A 14975-nucleotide genomic window follows, 5' to 3' on the forward strand; every position below is an offset into this window, starting at 1 on the left:
GCCGCGCCGAAAAAGAATTCGGAAAGCAATATTAAAGATCGCGTCAACGCGATTCTCGGTCGCAAAAGCTGATCACCAAAAAAGCGCTTACCGCAGTAAGCGCTTTTTGCTTGCTCTCATTCGTCTTCCGTCCATTTTTTTACCGTCGCTTGCAACGCGCCGCGAAGCATCAAGCCGTTGCCGAAATCGGATTCCTGCGCCTGCGTCTCGCGCAGCGCGAATTCAATAAATCGTGCCGCTGTCTTCACCGCTTCCGCGAGCGATTCACCGCGCAGCAACGCCGCGAGCAGTACCGCATTGAAATAATCGCCACTGCCGCTGAAATTCGGCGCCAGTCGCGCAAAATCAACAGCGCTCGCATGGCCGTCAGCCGCCCGATAATAAATGGTGCCGCCGTTCGCGTCAGGATTTCCCACACCCGTGATGACGCAAGATCGCGCCCCTAATGCGCATAAACGTTCGAGCCATTGCGGCGCGACGCTTTGCTCGCACGCGGGATCTTCGTCCAAGAGTAACGCCGCTTCCGTCCAATTTGGCGTAATGATATCCGCCATCGGCAAAAGCGTGCGCATTTCCGTGACGAGTTCCCACGGCAATGTGGGATACAAGGCGCCGTTATCCCCCATTACGGGATCCACCAGAATAAACGAACCTTGCGCGCGCCATTTCGGTAATGCGTCCCGCAACAACGCGAATTGTTCCAAACTGCCGAGGCTGTCGATAAAACCGGTCGCCACCGCGGCAAACGTGAAGCCTTGTTTCTCCCAAAGCGGCAAGGTCCGCCGCAAATGTTCCGTCAGCGGAAAATAGTCATAATCCCCGTACTCGAAACTGTGGCTCATCACCGCCGTCAGCAATCCCGACACGGGATAACCGAGCGCGCGCAAAATCGGCTCCAGCACATTCATATTCGATGTGCCGTGCTCGATATAATCATTAATTAAAAGAACGGGCCATGGCGTCATTTTTCTTCCTTCGCGGTCGCGTTGAGCGCGTCCAGCGTCAGCGTAAAGCTCGGCGCGAACGTCGCGAGAAAATCATGCACTTCCGGTACGGGCGACTCTTCCAATTTTTTACGAATCGTCGCGTACGCTTCATCAAACTCCGGATTGCCCGCGGTACGTTCCTCGACGCATTTCAAATAAGCGCTGAGCGTATCCGCCGCCTTCGCCAATTCCCACAGGGGAGCTTCTTCCGGCGTCAAAATATACGCCCGATACGCGTCGCGCAGGTCAGCGGGCAACGTGGCGAATAATTTTTCCACGGCCGCCTGCTCGATCGTGCCGTACATCGCACGAATATCTTCATTAAAATATTTGACCGGTGTCGGCATATCGCCGGTGAACACTTCGCTGACATCATGGTACATGCCGAGAACGGCCGCCCGTTCCGGATCAACGTGACCGCCGTAACGGACATTGCGAAGTACCGCCAGCATATGCGCGATCATCGCCGTCTGCAAACTGTGCTCCTGAATATTTTCCGGCATCGTATTTTTCATCAGGCCCCAACGCTTGATGAATTTCATGCGTGCCAAATACGCAAAAAAGTGACTGTGCAATTTATTTCTCCCACAATAACGGCGTCAAATACGCCACCAACTTTGATTTTTTGCCGCGGCGCAAATCGACGACCGCGATGCTGCTTTGTTTGAAGGAAAGACTGACTCCGGTCAGTCCGTACAACCACGCTTCCAAAAACGGTTGGTGACTGACGAAGAAGACATGCTCGGGACCGCCGGAGGCCGTCAAATTGATCAGATGATTATCGAGCGGCTCCCAATTGTCACGCGCCAACGCGTACAACGTTCCGCTCGTCACGTCGGCGGCCGCGCGGCCTTCGCGCAAAGTCCGCGCCAAAATCTCGCCGGTCTGTTGCGTGCGCACCAGCGGACTCAAATAAATTCCGACCGCCTGATCCGGCAGCATTTCCTTCAGGTGGCGTCCCATCTTTTCCGTTTCCGCGATGCCTTCATCGGTCAACGAGCGATGAAAATTATCCAACGTCGCCCGTTCTTTGACGGCATGACCATGGCGCATCAAATACAAACGCATGGTTACTCCTCTCCCCGATGCGCGGCATGGTTGAGGCCCTGCTCAAGCAAATGCACCACGTGCGCGTCATCCAAAAAATAGCAGGCATTTTTACCGATTTTACGGAAATCCACCAAGTGCGCCTGGCGAAGAATGCGCAGCTGGTGACTGACCGCGGACGCTTCCATATCAATTGCTTCCGCCAGTTCGTTCACGCAACATTCGCCTTGCCAAAGCACACGCAAAATTTTCAGCCGTGTCGGCTCGCCGAGCACTTTAAAAATATCCGCCAACCGCAGTAACAGGCGGCGTTTTTCTTCCGTATCCAACGTGCCCGCCAGCCAAGCCGCGGCCTCGTGCGACAATCCGTCCGTACTTGTATTCACTTTCACGCTTTCTTTGCTCCTTCTGTGGTCGGCGTAATTTCGACGGTCGCCGGCGCCGCGCTCGTCTGATACCAACCTGAAAGCGGATGTCCGTCCACATACACTTCCGTGATCACGCCGTGACCATCCGCCAATTTAAATTCCGCGATGATTTCATGCCGCGGCACGGAGATCGGTTCAGCGACGGCTTTATGTCGGGCGATTTCCGCACGCATATCCGCCGCTTCCGGTGATGCTTCCGCGCGCGCCAGCTCCGCTTCTTTTTGCTCCACCTGTTCCGGTGTCAACGGATCAAACGCCATGAATTCATCCCATGGCAGATCCTGTAATTGGTAACCCGGTAAATAGAAACGCATGAACGGGATGGGGAAGGATACCACGCCATTGTCCACGCCCCAAGCGATCGTTTTGATATAGTCGCCTTGCGCCGGTTTCTTCAGATCCGCGCCTTTCACCATCAGCATACCGTTTTTATCATGCGCCACGGCGACGTAAATCGTTTCCTGATACTCCGGTAAGTTTTCACCGAGCCATTTGGCTCTGCTCAACGGTTCCGCCACAAAGGGATCGATATTTTCCCGTAAACGGATATCGACATAATCAACACGCGTGCCGGCGATAATCGCGGGCGATTGGTACGTAATCCCGCTGTTCAATACTTCTTCAAACTGACTGCGCTCGCTGAAGATGACCCCCAACTGCACCAGCGCGAGGATGAGAAACGCGAGCAGGTATTTCCATTTGGTCGCCATTTATTTATCCTCCTCTTGCTTGTCGCTGTGCCAGGTCGGTCGCGGCGGTAATGACGGCATTTGCGGCGGACGACGCGGCGGTAATGCCGTCTGCGAAGTCCGCTCTTTCGTTGCCGTCTGCTCGTCAGCTGCCGGCGGCGTCACCGAGCCGCGCACGCGCGGCGGCCGCACCGATGTTGCCGAATGATCCTGCGCAGGCGTACTGCGTCGAGCCGCTTCCTGCCGACGAGCGCGACGCACACGTTGATTTGTGTGTTCCCGCTGCTTGCGTTGCCATGTGGCCATTGCCAAATGCCCCGCCAAAATCAACACGCCCATCACGATAAATGCCGTGCCGCGCTGCAGCAAGGTGAACGACTCATCGCCGAGCCGCACCACAATAAAGAGCGCGAGCAAAAACAGCGCGCCGTCCGTACGCCAAAGAGAACTGCGGCGCAAGCCGTTGACCAATAACGCGGCAACACCGCCCAAATAGTAAATCATAAAGACAATGGCTAAAAATGTATAGCCGTAACCGAGTGCTGCAATAAAAGTCGCCAGCGTCACGCACAACGGCACGGCCGCGACCGTGACCAGCGTATACTCGCGACGCAGCATCAGGCGCCAGCAAAGCACGCCGGTGGCAAATAACAGCAATACCAACACAACGATGGGCAACACCTGCGGTATCGCGCGGGATATATCCACCCACAGCGAGCGTTGCGTGGCCAGCAGCACGCATACCGCCAACGCGCCGCCGCCCAATACGCGAAACGGCATGCCCCAGCCGGTTTGTTTGCCGACCATCGCCCCGACGAGAAACGTAAACGCGGCAATGATCGTGGCGAGCGCCAAGCTGACAACCGCGACATCCGCCAACGCCACCAGCGCGGCGTAGAAAATCGTCAACGCATACATCCAGCTGAAAATCAGCAACGAAAGTTCCCGGAAACCGTCGCGATACAAAATGTAAAAATACGGTGCGGCGAGCGCCAGCCAAACCCATACCTGCTGCGCGCCGAGCCACGCGTTCGTGACGCCTAAAGAACTCACAAATACGCCCGTCAAAATCAGATAGATCGACGCTAATGCCGTCGAGCGCACAATGTACACCGCGGGCAAGAGCAGCGCAAGCGACCAAATCGCCCACGCGATCTGATTCCACTCCGATAATTGGTAAATATCGCCCGCGAGCTGCAACGCTCCGGGAATCGCAATCCCCAAAAACGCGCCGGCCGCCTCGCGCCAAGCGATCGACTTCGGCTCGAGTAGCAACACGGCCGCCACCGCCAACTGCGCTGCTACCGCCAGCGCGATTACCCAGTTGAAGCGCACGCTGTGCGCAAGCGCGTACCATTGGTCCGATAAAATCAGCAGCGCGCCGAACGCGACCAAGACCGCCGCGAGCACCAGCCAAATAATCCGGCCCCAGCGCAGACCCGGCGCCGCTACTTCACCGTAGCGGGCGCGCAAACGATCGGCCGCCTCCGGTGTCAAAATCCCTTCGCTTACCCATTTGGGAAGCTCTTCATATAGCCAGCGAATACGTTGCTCCATAGGATCCCCCAAGTATTCTTTCTACTAAAAAAACGGACGGTTGCCCGTCCGCTTTTTTATTTTACAATCAAAACCGGGCATTTCGCGTGGCTGACGATGTAACTCGAAACCGAGCCCATGAAAATGCCTTTCAGCGGCCCTAAGCCGCGGCTTCCCATGACGATCAAGTCCACGTTGTATTTTTCGGCGATCGCGGACAAAGTCGGTCCGGGAGAACCTACTTCAAAAATGGTCTTGACCGGAATATCCGCCGGCACCATACGAACCAATTTTTCCAGAATCTCTTTCCCCTTGTTTTCCAGATCCTCGGCCATCTGTTCACTGACATACCCGGAGCCGCTGGGAATTTGATCAAATCCTGAAATCACCGATACCACATTCGCCACATGGCAAATCAAGAGTGTGCCGCCGGACAATTTCACCAGCTCGATGGCGTGCTGTAACGCGCGCACGCCGTTTTCCGAGCCGTCAGCCGGTAACAACACTTCATTAAAATGGATCATAGTCCGCACCCCTTCCACCGTTTCATGCGTTGATTAGTTTTACTCATTATAACACAGCTCACGGTGGACGGCGTTTATTTCACTACTAAAACAGGACGCGTAGCATGCTGCAATACGTATTGCGATGCCGCTCCCAAAACCAAACCTTTGACGGATCCCAAACCGCGACTGCCGATCACGATCAAATCGGCGTCTAGTTCATCCGCCACCGTTAAAATCGTTTCCCGTACATCGCCGACAGCGAAAAACATGCGCAGCGGAATATCTTGCGGGAGCGTCGCCGCTTCACGGCGCAAACCTTCGCGAACCTGCTCCATTTGATGCTCCGGCAAACCCGGTGCGGCGTGTTCTTCCGCATCCGGCGTACGGCTTACTTCCACCACGCCGGAATACAAACGCTCTCCGGCGCCCCGTCCGATCAGATTACCCGCGTACAACCGGTCTTCCAGCACGGTCAACAACTGCAACTCCGCGCCGAATTTCGCCGCTAATTGCGCGGCTTCATGGAGTGCCCGACGAGCGTTTTCAGAACCGTCCGTTGGCACAAGAATACGTTGCCAAGAACTTTTCATTGTCATCCCTCCGTCACTGTTTGATAACTAATACCGGCACCTTCGCGTGTTTCACCACGTAGGAAGAAACCGAACCGACCAACATGCTCGCCAGTGTTCCCATGCCGCGGCTGCCCATAACGATCAGATCCGCCTTATATGTATCCGCCATCTTGAGAAGATCTTCCCGCGGCGATCCGACCGTATACGCGATTTCGTAATCGATTCCCGCCGGTACATGATCTTTCGCCGCCGCCAAAATCCGGCGACCGAATTCCCGCTGGTAATCCGTTGTTTCTTTCAATTTGGCTTCCGTATCCGGCTTGTAATCGACGCGCTCATCCGCTTCCTTACGATTACGCGGCGGTTCAAACCAAGCCGTCGTGAAGTACTGGATATCCATGATGTGTGTAAGAATCAACCGACTGCCGAATTTTTCCGCCAGGTCCACTGCGGCCTCCAATGCAAACCGGGCGTGATCCGATCCGTCCAGCGCCACCAGAATCGTTTGATATCTCATTGCTATCCCTCCTTCATATAAATTTAATAACCTTTCTCTTTTCATCATATAGCGGTCCGGGTGGAACGTCAAGCCGAGCAAGCGCGGACATACATCGGCGCGTTGCGCAACAATAGTCGTTTTTATTTTACTTGCATGTAAAATTTTTCTTTACCTTGACACAAACCCGTTCGGAAATTGACGACAGCGCTCTATGCTTAAAGCGTGAAACAAAAGGAGGAATATCAGAAACATGATGAAACGTACTTTTTTATGGAGCGCGGTTGCGCTCAGTTTGCTCGCCGGCAGCGTTGCATTCGCCGCGCCGACGCCCGCCATTGATCGTTATACCGTAGAACTGCCCGCTCACGAATATCTCACCGCGCCGGGTCAAACGAAACATGCCATCCCCCTCGGCTATGGTTCGGCATTGACCTACAAAGAAACGACTCGTGACGGCGCCATTGAATTCTACGGCGTCACGGATCGCGGCCCGAACTTGGACAGCGTGCAATATCGCGACGGCGATCAAAAGCTCAGCAGTAAAATTTTCCCCATCCCCGATTACGCGCCGCGCATCGGCATCATTCGCGTCAAAGACGGGAAAGCGACGGTCGTTTCATCATTTTCTTTGAAAAATAAAGCAGGCCAAGATATCAGCGGTCGTCCGATACCGCAAGGTGCTCTTGGTAATACCGGCGAAATCGGCTTGGATCTGCAGTTCCGGCCGCTCGCCTATGACAAAAACGGTTTGGATCCGGAAGGACTTGCCGTCGATGCGCAAGGTCACTTCTGGCTGACCGATGAATACGGCCCGTTCCTTATCGAATACGACAGACAGGGCCGCGAACTTCGCCGCTTTGCTCCGGGCCAAGGCTTACCGAAAATTTTACAGGAACGTCAACCCAACCGCGGCGCGGAAGGTTTGGCGATCACTCCCGCCGGTAAATTAATGGTGATGATGCAGAGCACGCTCAACGTCGGCGGCAAAACGAAAAACATCGCCAACTTTACCCGCCTCGTTCTCGTCGATCCGAAATCGGGCGACGTCAAAACATACGCGTACCCGATCACGCCCGGCTCTTATAAAAAGAACTCCGCGATGAAACTCGGCGACATCGCCGCCATCAATGATCACCAATTCCTGGTCATTGAGCAGGGCAAAGACGCGCAGGGAACGATGCAAAACCGCATCTACAAAATCGATATCGCGAAAGCGACCGATATTACCGACATGACGTCCGGTCAGAACGCGCTGGAAGCGGATCAAGACGCGCTCGGAAAACTTTTCCAACCGGTGCAAAAAGATCTTTTCCTTGATCTCCGTCAGCATGGCTGGACGGTGGAAAAAGCGGAAGGCATCGTGCTTTTACCGGATAAAAAGACGCTCGCGATTGCAAACGACAATGACTTCGGTATCGCCCTCAAAATCGAAGGCGCAGCCGCCGGTCAAGATGATATTACGGAATATACTTACGATGCTGAACAACGAATTCTTCGCGGCGCCAACGGCACGCCGACCCGTATTCGGGCGACGATGACCGAAGGCCCTGACCCCTCGGTGTTGTGGCTGATCCACCTGCCGCAACCGCTTTGATATTCAGGCGCTCCCTTGAAAGCCCGGCCGCGCGGAATCAACACCGCGCGGCCGGATTGCTATCTACGCGCATTCCCCTTTCTTTCTCCTTTTCTAAAGAAAATACATCGCAAACGCGGTGTATTTTCTTTTGGGGAATATTCGCGTGCGCTCACTCCGCAATTTCGTCCGATGACGCTTGATTTTCGAGATTGACACATTGCAGCACTTCCTCTACACTACGAGCATAAGAGGCTGCTATCGAGGTATCAGTGACGCTGGAGTTATACTCCCCGGCTGGTTTAAGCCCGATAGTAGCTTCTATTTTTGTTACCTGCCAATTTTTTCAAACTATATTTCCCGTAAGTTCTTACCGCCTTGCATCGTCATTGTATACGCCCGAAAACGCGAAAATGCTCCGCGCGATTTCTCCGCAATATTGTTTTTGCGCAATCAAAAAGCCCCGTCATATCGGAGCTTTTTATTTTTATCGGTTGCCGATCATGGACGCGAGAAACGCCTGCGTGCGTTCACTCCGCGGCGCGGTGAAAACTTGCTCGGGCGCGCCTTCTTCTTCGACTACGCCGTCGACCATAAATAAAACATGGTCGGCGACCGAGCGGGCAAAGGCCATTTCGTGCGTCACGAGGATCATCGTGAGTTTTTCTTCCGCGAGCCGCTGAATAGTTTTTAAGACTTCGCCGGTCAGTTCCGGATCCAGCGCGGATGTCGGTTCATCAAAGAGCATGATTTGCGGCTCCATCGCCAAGGCGCGGGCGATGGCAACACGCTGCTTTTGCCCGCCGGAGAGTTGGCTCGGATACACGTCTTTTTTCGCGTAAAGGCCGACGCGTTCGAGTTGCGCTTCCGCCATCGGCAAAATATCCTGCTTTTTCATGCCCTTGACCACTTGCGGCGCGATCATAATATTGTCCAGCACCGTCATGTGCGGAAAAAGATTGAACTGCTGAAAGACCATGCCCATTTTGCCGCAGATGTTTTGAATTTCTTCCGGTTTGGCATACGCGCTGCCGGCTTCGCTGTCGGTCGCGAGCGCTTTACCGTCGACCAAAATCGTGCCGCGGTCAATGGTTTCCAAGTGGCACAGGCAACGCAAAAACGTGCTTTTGCCGCTGCCTGACGGGCCGATGACCGAGGTCACGCCGCCGCGTTCACGCAGCAACGTACAGCCGCGCAAGACTTCCGTCGCGCCGAATTTTTTATGGATATTTTTCATTTCAATAAAAGCCATACGTGCCTCCTATTCGTCGTACACTGCGAAATGTTTTTCCAGTCGCGTTAAAATTTTCGTCAGGAAGAACGTACAGATGAGGTATATCACACCCGCCACGAAAAACGCGGTCGTATCGAAATCGCGCTGCACGACGCTGCGCGTCAGCCGCATCAAATCGTCCATCGCGAGCACATAGACCAAGGACGTATCTTTCAAGAGAGTAATGGTTTCGTTACCGACCGGAGCGAGAACCCGTTTGACGACCTGCGGCAAAATGATGTAACGCATCGTTTGCGGGTACGTGAAACCGAGCACTTTGGCCCCTTCGTACTGACCGCGGCTGATGTTTTGAATGCCGCCGCGGAAAATTTCCGCAAAGTACGCCGCATAGTTGGCGACGAACGCGATCAGGGCCGCTGTAAAGTCACCGAACTGAATGGAGACGCCGGGAATGAGCGGCAGTCCGTAATAGATAAACAGGATCTGCAGCATCAGCGGCGTGCCGCGCATGACATAAATATAGGCCGCCACGAGTTCGCGGATCGGTTTCCAGCTGCGCACGCGGAAAATCGCCAGCAAAACGCCCAGCGGTAACGATAAGATGATCGTCAGGAAAAAAATTTCCGCCGTCACCTTTAAGCCCGACAACAACGTCGGTAAAATTGAAACGATGTAATCCATTTTCTATCCTCTCTCAGCAAACAGGCCGGTCATCCCGGCCTGTTTTTACTTGGTTATGCGGTTTCTTTCGCTCAGTTCATGACATCTTTGCCGAACCATTTTTCGGAGATCTTCGCGCCCGTGCCGTCGGCTTTGATTTCGCCGATCGCCCGATCAATCGCTTTTTTGAGTTCGGCGGAATCTTTACGCATGCCTACGCCGTACTCTTCGGTCGCCAGTACCTTCGGCAATTCATAGAAAGTATCCGGTTTCTTCGTCATGTAGTAACGTCCGACAACGCCGTCCACCAACACCGCGTCAATACGGCCGATTTCCAAATCCATCAACGCGTCCGTATAGACCGCGTACAGACGTAATTCTTTGAAGGCGTTCTTCAAATCCGGCAATTTCGCCAGCGCGTCAATTCCGGTGCCGCCTTCCTGCGTGCCGACAACCTTACCCGCCAACGAATCTATATCCGTCAAATCCTTACGGGATTTCAATGTAACGATAATCTGATCATTGTGCATGTAGGGTTCGGTGAAAGCAATTTTTTCTTTACGTTGCTCCGTGATCGTCAGACCGTTCCAAAGAAGATCCACGCGTTTGGCGGTAAGTTCCGCTTCCTTGCTCGCCCAATCAATCGGCTTGAATTCCATTTGTATGCCGGTACGTTTTCCGACTTCTTTCGCCAGTTCGATATCAAAGCCGGTCAATTCGCCTTTTTCATCGCGGAAACCCATCGGCGGGAAATTATCATCCAAACCGACAACGACTTTCGTCGGTAATTTTGTGTCCGCTGCGGCCGGTTTCGCGTCGTTACCGCAACCCGCCAACACACTGACTACACCGAGACCGATTAATGCCGTGACCGTCATTTTTTTCCAGTTCATGAGAATACCTCCTATACGTGACTGTTTTGTCATAACTAATTTTGCATTTTATTTTTATATCATTTCGCGGGTCGCATGATGTCGCGCACCACCCGTCATTTCCAACGCCCGTTCGAGCGCTACTACCGTGCCTGAAAAATAATGTAAGGCAATCCGCCATCGCATGTGACCACACTCCTTTACCTGATGATATGACTATAATACTTTACTTTGATAAAAAAGTAAAGAGATAAATTGATTTTTTCAAAAAATTTTTTACCGTGTAAAATTTTGCACAAAAAAAGAATGCCGTACGGCATTCTTTTAATGAATCGTCGCGCCTGTCTGCGCAACAATGGCGAGAAAAACCACCGTCGTTAAAACAAAAAGCGAAATCACCACTTTGAGTCCCGTCCCGATCAGTTGCGCCATCGCGGCGCTGATCGCTACCGATTTCGCCGCCTGCTGATCTTGATGCTCATAGTAGACGGCCGCGTAGGTCGCGAGAAACACGCCGATGACGACGCCGATCAGCGAACCGACAATCGGCAAAATGCCGCTGCCGATGATGCCGCCCAAAATACCGCCGCCCACGGCGATAAATTGCGTTTTCCAGCCGCGACGCTTGCGCCGCACGCCGATCATGCCCGCGAGAAATTCGATGACTTCTCCCAAGACGAGCGCGCCGACCAGCAACGCGACCGCCGTCACGGAAAATAAACGAAAGCCGTCCAGCAGACCGAAGCCCACCAGCACCAGCATCATGGCGTAATTGCCCGGCAACCCCGCCGCCGTCGCCGCGATGCAGCAAATCAGGAGAAAGACGAGGATAAATACCAGCATTGTGTTCACAGTTCGTCCCTCCCGTCACGCGCACTTATTTTTTTGCGCGCAATAATTCTTTATCGGCAATGTCCGTGCGAAATTGCATGCCGTCAAATTCAATTTCCGAAAGCGCCTGATACGCCGCCTCTTTCGCTTCCGCCAGCGCGGGGCGTACGGCGACAACGTTCAAAACGCGACCGCCGTCGGTAAAGTACGCGTCATCGATGTGACGCGTGCCCGCGTGAAAGACGAGCGCATCCCGCGCGGCCGCCTCGGCGAGTCCCGTGATGCAATCACCGCGGTACGTTTTGCGCGGATAGCCGAACGACGCCGCCACTACGCAAACCGCGTGCGCGTCCAGCCAACGCAGACGCACCTGATCAATATGTCCCGTGCAAATTTTTTCCATGATATCCGCAAGATCGCTGTCCAAAAGCGGCAACAATACCTGCGTTTCCGGATCGCCGAAACGGCAGTTGAATTCCACCACTTTCGGTCCTTCCTCCGTAATCATCAGTCCCGCGTACAGCACGCCGCGGAACGGTGAGCCTTCCGCCACGAGAGCGGCCGCCGTCGGTTTCAAAATTTGTTCCACCGCGGCTTCGTACACCGCGTCCGTCACCACCGCGGCCGGCGCGAACGCGCCCATGCCGCCGGTATTCGGACCGCGATCATCGGTCAACAAACGTTTATGATCCTGCGCGGGAATCATGGGGATGACCGTTTCCCCGTCGACGAATGCCAACAGGCTCGCTTCTTCGCCGACCATAAATTCTTCAATAATAATTTTTTCACCGGCGCTCCCGAATGCGTCACCGGTCAACATGGAGTGAATCGCCTCCACCGCGTCTTCATACGTCTCCGCAATGACAACGCCCTTACCGGCCGCCAGACCGTCCGCTTTGATTACATACGGCGCCTGCATTTCATCCAAAAAGGCAATGGCTTTATCGGCATCGGTAAAACTGCCGTACGCCGCCGTCGGAATATGGTAACGGGCGAAAAGATCTTTGGCGAATACCTTGGAACTTTCAATACGCGCCGCGGCTTGTGTCGGGCCGAAAACGAGTATTTCCCGTTTTGTGAGCACATCGACGATACCGTCGGCCAACGGTCCTTCACTGCCGACCACGACGAGATCCGGCGCCTGCATCGTAATGATATCCGCCAGTTCCGCCGTGCTGTTCCAATCCAACGGCAAATATTCCGCCACTTCATGCATGCCGTAGCGACCGGGAACGGCCACGATTTCGCTGACGCGTTCACTTTGCGCAAGCTTCCAGGCGAGTGCGTGTTCACGACCGCCGTTACCTACCAAGACGATTTTCATACCATTGCTCCTTATATTTGTGTTCGTATCAGCCGTGTCGGAAATGCCGCGTGCCCGTGCAAACCATCGCGATGCCGGCGGCATCCGCCGCTTCCACGGATTCCTGATCACGGATGGAACCGCCCGGTTGAATGATGGCCGTAATGCCGGCTTTCGCCGCCGTTTCCACAGTATCGCCGAACGGGAAAAACGCATCGGAACCGAGTACCGCGCCGGCCGCTTTCGCGCCCGCCTGCTCCAAGGCGATCTTCGCCGCGCCGACACGGTTCATCTGTCCCGCGCCGATGCCGAGCGTCGCGTTCGCGTCAGTCACGACAATCGCGTTCGATTTGACGTGCCGCACAACCGCCCAAGCGAGGCGCAGGGCCTGCATTTCTTCCGCCGTCGGTTGGCGCTTGGTGACGACCTGCCATGTCGCCTCATCATCCTGCCGGTCATCAGCGTCTTGCAGTAAAAGACCGCCGGAGATGTGTTTCAGCTGCCAATCGCCTTCCTGCGAAGCGTCGGCTTCCAATAAACGAATATTTTTCTTTTCCGATAACAATGCCAACGCGTCGGGGCTGAACTTCGGCGCGATGACGACTTCAAAAAAGATCGGGCGCATTTTTTCCGCGGCCGCCAGATCCACTTCACGATTGCAGGCGACAATGCCGCCGTACGCGGAAACATCATCCGCGGCAAACGCCCGCGCAAACGCGTCGGCCATATCTTCGCCGACGGCAAAACCGCACGGATTCGTATGTTTTATAATAGCACAACTCGGCGCGTCAAGGGAACACGCGAGCTGCCAAGCCGCTTCCGTGTCGACCAGGTTGTTATAGGAAAGTTCCTTGCCGTGAAGCTGTTTGGCATTAGCTACGCCGCCTTTGCTGTCGGGCGCCCGGTAAAAGGCCGCCTGCTGATGCGGATTTTCGCCGTAACGCAGATCCATGACCTTTTCCATATGCAGCTCAAATTGCTCCGGAAATACCGATTCCGGCGTTTTTGTCTGCGTCGCGACGGTTTCCTCGTCCGGCGATTGCGCCGCCAAATATTGCGCGATTTTCGCATCGTACGCGGCGGTATGCGCAAACGCGGCCTGCGCCAATCCGAACCGATAATGATCGCTGACCGTGCCTTCCCCGACATGTTGCGCCAGATCTTCGTACTGCGCGGGGCTGGTGACGACGAGCACATCGCGCCAGTTTTTCGCGGCCGCGCGGATCATCGACGGCCCGCCGATATCGATCTGCTCAATCGCGTCCGCCAACGTCACGCCGGGTTTGGCGATCGTTTCCGCAAACGGATACAAATTGACGACGACAATGTCGATTGGCGTAATGCCGTGCTGCGCCAGCGCCTCCATATGATCGGGATGATCGCGCCGCGCCAGGATGCCGCCATGCACCATGGGGTGCAACGTTTTAACCCGACCGTCGAGCATTTCGGGAAATTGCGTCACCGTTTCGACCGGTGTCACATCCACTCCCGCCTGTTGCAATGCGGCCAATGTTCCGCCCGTGGAAATCAATTCATAACCCGCGCCCGAAAGTTGCTGCGCAAGTTCCACAATCCCCGTTTTATCGGAAACACTCAATAAAGCTCGTTTGGCCATAGTCATTCCTCCTCCGACGCCATACGCCGTACCACTTTACGTTCCGCTATGCAAAGTTCGTCACGGCATAACGCCGCCATCGCCTCTACATAGGTCGGATGTTCTACTGTTAAAATACGTTCGGCAAGTGACGCTTCGTCATCACTTGCGAATACCGGTACCGCCGTTTGCATAATAATCGGCCCGCTGTCCATGCCCGCGTCGACAAAATGCACGGTGCAACCGCTTACTTTAACGCCGGCCTCAATCGCCTGACGTTGCGCATGCAATCCGGGAAAAGAAGGCAAAAGCGCCGGATGAATATTGACGATCCGCCCCTCATACACCGCCAAAATCGGCGCGCCGACGATTCGCATATAACCCGCGAGGCAAATATAATCGGGCGCGTACGGACGCAGCATTTCCACCACCGCGTTTTCGTAAGCGTCTTTATCCGCAAATTCCCGCGGTGCAAACGCGTGGCAATCTATTCCCGCCGCTCGCGCCATCGCCAGCGCAGGGGCGTCGGGATGATCGCTGAACAAAACGACCGGCCGCCCCGCGATCAAACCGCGACGGCACGCGTCGATCAGCGCCCGAGCGTTCGAGCCTCGCCCGGACGCGAAGATGGCTAACTTTTTCATA

Annotated in this window: 17 protein-coding genes; 1 reads left to right on the forward strand and 16 read right to left on the reverse strand. The window is 54.7% G+C overall.

The genetic code is table 11. The features are described 5' to 3' along the window. Positions 1-116: 116 nt before the first annotated feature. From KH813_RS00990 to KH813_RS01030, 9 genes are all read right to left on the reverse strand, one after another. Entirely contained in the window at positions 117-965 is an 849-nt protein-coding gene (locus tag KH813_RS00990) for a PfkB family carbohydrate kinase (protein WP_303992109.1), read from the reverse strand. Continuing rightward, positions 962-1561 carry a 5'-deoxynucleotidase gene (yfbR, locus tag KH813_RS00995; RefSeq protein ID WP_303992111.1) on the reverse strand — a complete coding sequence of 200 codons (600 nt, stop codon included), beginning with the start codon at positions 1559-1561 and terminating at the stop codon, positions 962-964. Before yfbR ends, KH813_RS00990 begins: the two co-directional genes overlap by 4 nt. Before the next feature lies 1 nt (position 1562). Further along, complete coding sequence (locus tag KH813_RS01000) at positions 1563-2054, reverse strand: histidine phosphatase family protein (protein ID WP_303992113.1); 492 nt, start codon at positions 2052-2054, stop codon at positions 1563-1565. A 2-nt stretch (positions 2055-2056) separates the two neighbouring features. Next, positions 2057-2362 (reverse strand): helix-turn-helix transcriptional regulator, encoded by a 306-nt coding sequence (locus KH813_RS01005; RefSeq protein WP_034437115.1) that lies wholly within the window; start codon positions 2360-2362, stop codon positions 2057-2059. A 59-nt stretch (positions 2363-2421) separates the two neighbouring features. Further along, positions 2422-3171: a hypothetical protein gene (locus tag KH813_RS01010; RefSeq protein WP_303992116.1), complete on the reverse strand. Its 750-nt coding sequence runs from the start codon at positions 3169-3171 to the stop codon at positions 2422-2424. Then, positions 3172-4707, reverse strand: a complete 1536-nt coding sequence (locus tag KH813_RS01015; RefSeq protein ID WP_303992119.1) for a DUF2157 domain-containing protein — start codon at positions 4705-4707, stop codon at positions 3172-3174. A 56-nt stretch (positions 4708-4763) separates the two neighbouring features. Next, positions 4764-5210: a universal stress protein gene (locus tag KH813_RS01020; protein ID WP_075939202.1), complete on the reverse strand. Its 447-nt coding sequence runs from the start codon at positions 5208-5210 to the stop codon at positions 4764-4766. A 74-nt stretch (positions 5211-5284) separates the two neighbouring features. After that, positions 5285-5782 carry a universal stress protein gene (locus tag KH813_RS01025; RefSeq protein WP_303992123.1) on the reverse strand — a complete coding sequence of 166 codons (498 nt, stop codon included), beginning with the start codon at positions 5780-5782 and terminating at the stop codon, positions 5285-5287. Positions 5783-5795: 13 nt separating this feature from the next. Continuing rightward, a complete protein-coding gene (locus tag KH813_RS01030) occupies positions 5796-6281 on the reverse strand; it encodes a universal stress protein (RefSeq protein WP_303992125.1) in 486 nt (161 codons plus the stop codon). A gap of 232 nt (positions 6282-6513) precedes the next feature. Here KH813_RS01030 and KH813_RS01035 point away from each other — a divergent pair, with 232 nt between their 5' ends. After that, positions 6514-7857 (forward strand): esterase-like activity of phytase family protein, encoded by a 1344-nt coding sequence (locus tag KH813_RS01035; RefSeq protein WP_303992128.1) that lies wholly within the window; start codon positions 6514-6516, stop codon positions 7855-7857. A 466-nt stretch (positions 7858-8323) separates the two neighbouring features. Here the strand turns inward: KH813_RS01035 and KH813_RS01040 are convergent, their stop codons facing one another. From KH813_RS01040 to purN, 7 genes are all read right to left on the reverse strand, one after another. After that, positions 8324-9088: an amino acid ABC transporter ATP-binding protein gene (locus tag KH813_RS01040; protein WP_075939206.1), complete on the reverse strand. Its 765-nt coding sequence runs from the start codon at positions 9086-9088 to the stop codon at positions 8324-8326. Positions 9089-9097: 9 nt separating this feature from the next. After that, positions 9098-9751, reverse strand: coding sequence for an amino acid ABC transporter permease (locus tag KH813_RS01045; RefSeq protein WP_303992132.1), 654 nt, complete (start codon positions 9749-9751; stop codon positions 9098-9100). 71 nt (positions 9752-9822) lie between these two features. Then, positions 9823-10623: an amino acid ABC transporter substrate-binding protein gene (locus tag KH813_RS01050; protein ID WP_303992135.1), complete on the reverse strand. Its 801-nt coding sequence runs from the start codon at positions 10621-10623 to the stop codon at positions 9823-9825. Positions 10624-10926: 303 nt separating this feature from the next. Continuing rightward, complete coding sequence (locus KH813_RS01055) at positions 10927-11445, reverse strand: DUF456 family protein (RefSeq protein WP_303992180.1); 519 nt, start codon at positions 11443-11445, stop codon at positions 10927-10929. 34 nt (positions 11446-11479) lie between these two features. Further along, positions 11480-12757 carry a phosphoribosylamine--glycine ligase gene (gene purD, locus KH813_RS01060; protein WP_303992137.1) on the reverse strand — a complete coding sequence of 426 codons (1278 nt, stop codon included), beginning with the start codon at positions 12755-12757 and terminating at the stop codon, positions 11480-11482. 28 nt (positions 12758-12785) lie between these two features. Further along, positions 12786-14351, reverse strand: coding sequence for a bifunctional phosphoribosylaminoimidazolecarboxamide formyltransferase/IMP cyclohydrolase (purH, locus tag KH813_RS01065; RefSeq protein WP_303992140.1), 1566 nt, complete (start codon positions 14349-14351; stop codon positions 12786-12788). 2 nt (positions 14352-14353) lie between these two features. Beyond that, on the reverse strand, positions 14354-14974 hold the full coding sequence (purN, locus tag KH813_RS01070) for a phosphoribosylglycinamide formyltransferase (protein ID WP_303992143.1): 621 nt from the start codon (positions 14972-14974) through the stop codon (positions 14354-14356). Between the last annotated feature and the right edge of the window lies 1 nt (position 14975).

The sequence above is a fragment of the Negativicoccus succinicivorans genome (assembly GCF_018373335.1).
Classification (GTDB): Bacteria; Bacillota; Negativicutes; order Veillonellales; family Negativicoccaceae; genus Negativicoccus; species Negativicoccus succinicivorans_A.

Bases quoted from the DNA above. Each gene is read 5' to 3' on its own strand.
- KH813_RS00990 (WP_303992109.1), bottom strand. From the start codon at position 965: ATGACGCCATGGCCCGTTCTTTTAATTAATGATTATATCGAGCACGGC.
- KH813_RS01000 (WP_303992113.1), bottom strand. From the start codon at position 2,054: ATGCGTTTGTATTTGATGCGCCATGGTCATGCCGTCAAAGAACGGGCG.
- KH813_RS01010 (WP_303992116.1), bottom strand. From the start codon at position 3,171: ATGGCGACCAAATGGAAATACCTGCTCGCGTTTCTCATCCTCGCGCTG.
- KH813_RS01015 (WP_303992119.1), bottom strand. From the start codon at position 4,707: ATGGAGCAACGTATTCGCTGGCTATATGAAGAGCTTCCCAAATGGGTA.
- KH813_RS01020 (WP_075939202.1), bottom strand. From the start codon at position 5,210: ATGATCCATTTTAATGAAGTGTTGTTACCGGCTGACGGCTCGGAAAAC.
- KH813_RS01025 (WP_303992123.1), bottom strand. From the start codon at position 5,782: ATGAAAAGTTCTTGGCAACGTATTCTTGTGCCAACGGACGGTTCTGAA.
- KH813_RS01030 (WP_303992125.1), bottom strand. From the start codon at position 6,281: ATGAGATATCAAACGATTCTGGTGGCGCTGGACGGATCGGATCACGCC.
- KH813_RS01035 (WP_303992128.1), top strand. From the start codon at position 6,514: ATGATGAAACGTACTTTTTTATGGAGCGCGGTTGCGCTCAGTTTGCTC.
- KH813_RS01040 (WP_075939206.1), bottom strand. From the start codon at position 9,088: ATGGCTTTTATTGAAATGAAAAATATCCATAAAAAATTCGGCGCGACG.
- KH813_RS01045 (WP_303992132.1), bottom strand. From the start codon at position 9,751: ATGGATTACATCGTTTCAATTTTACCGACGTTGTTGTCGGGCTTAAAG.
- KH813_RS01050 (WP_303992135.1), bottom strand. From the start codon at position 10,623: ATGAACTGGAAAAAAATGACGGTCACGGCATTAATCGGTCTCGGTGTA.
- KH813_RS01055 (WP_303992180.1), bottom strand. From the start codon at position 11,445: ATGCTGGTATTTATCCTCGTCTTTCTCCTGATTTGCTGCATCGCGGCG.
- purD (WP_303992137.1), bottom strand. From the start codon at position 12,757: ATGAAAATCGTCTTGGTAGGTAACGGCGGTCGTGAACACGCACTCGCC.
- purH (WP_303992140.1), bottom strand. From the start codon at position 14,351: ATGGCCAAACGAGCTTTATTGAGTGTTTCCGATAAAACGGGGATTGTG.
- purN (WP_303992143.1), bottom strand. From the start codon at position 14,974: ATGAAAAAGTTAGCCATCTTCGCGTCCGGGCGAGGCTCGAACGCTCGG.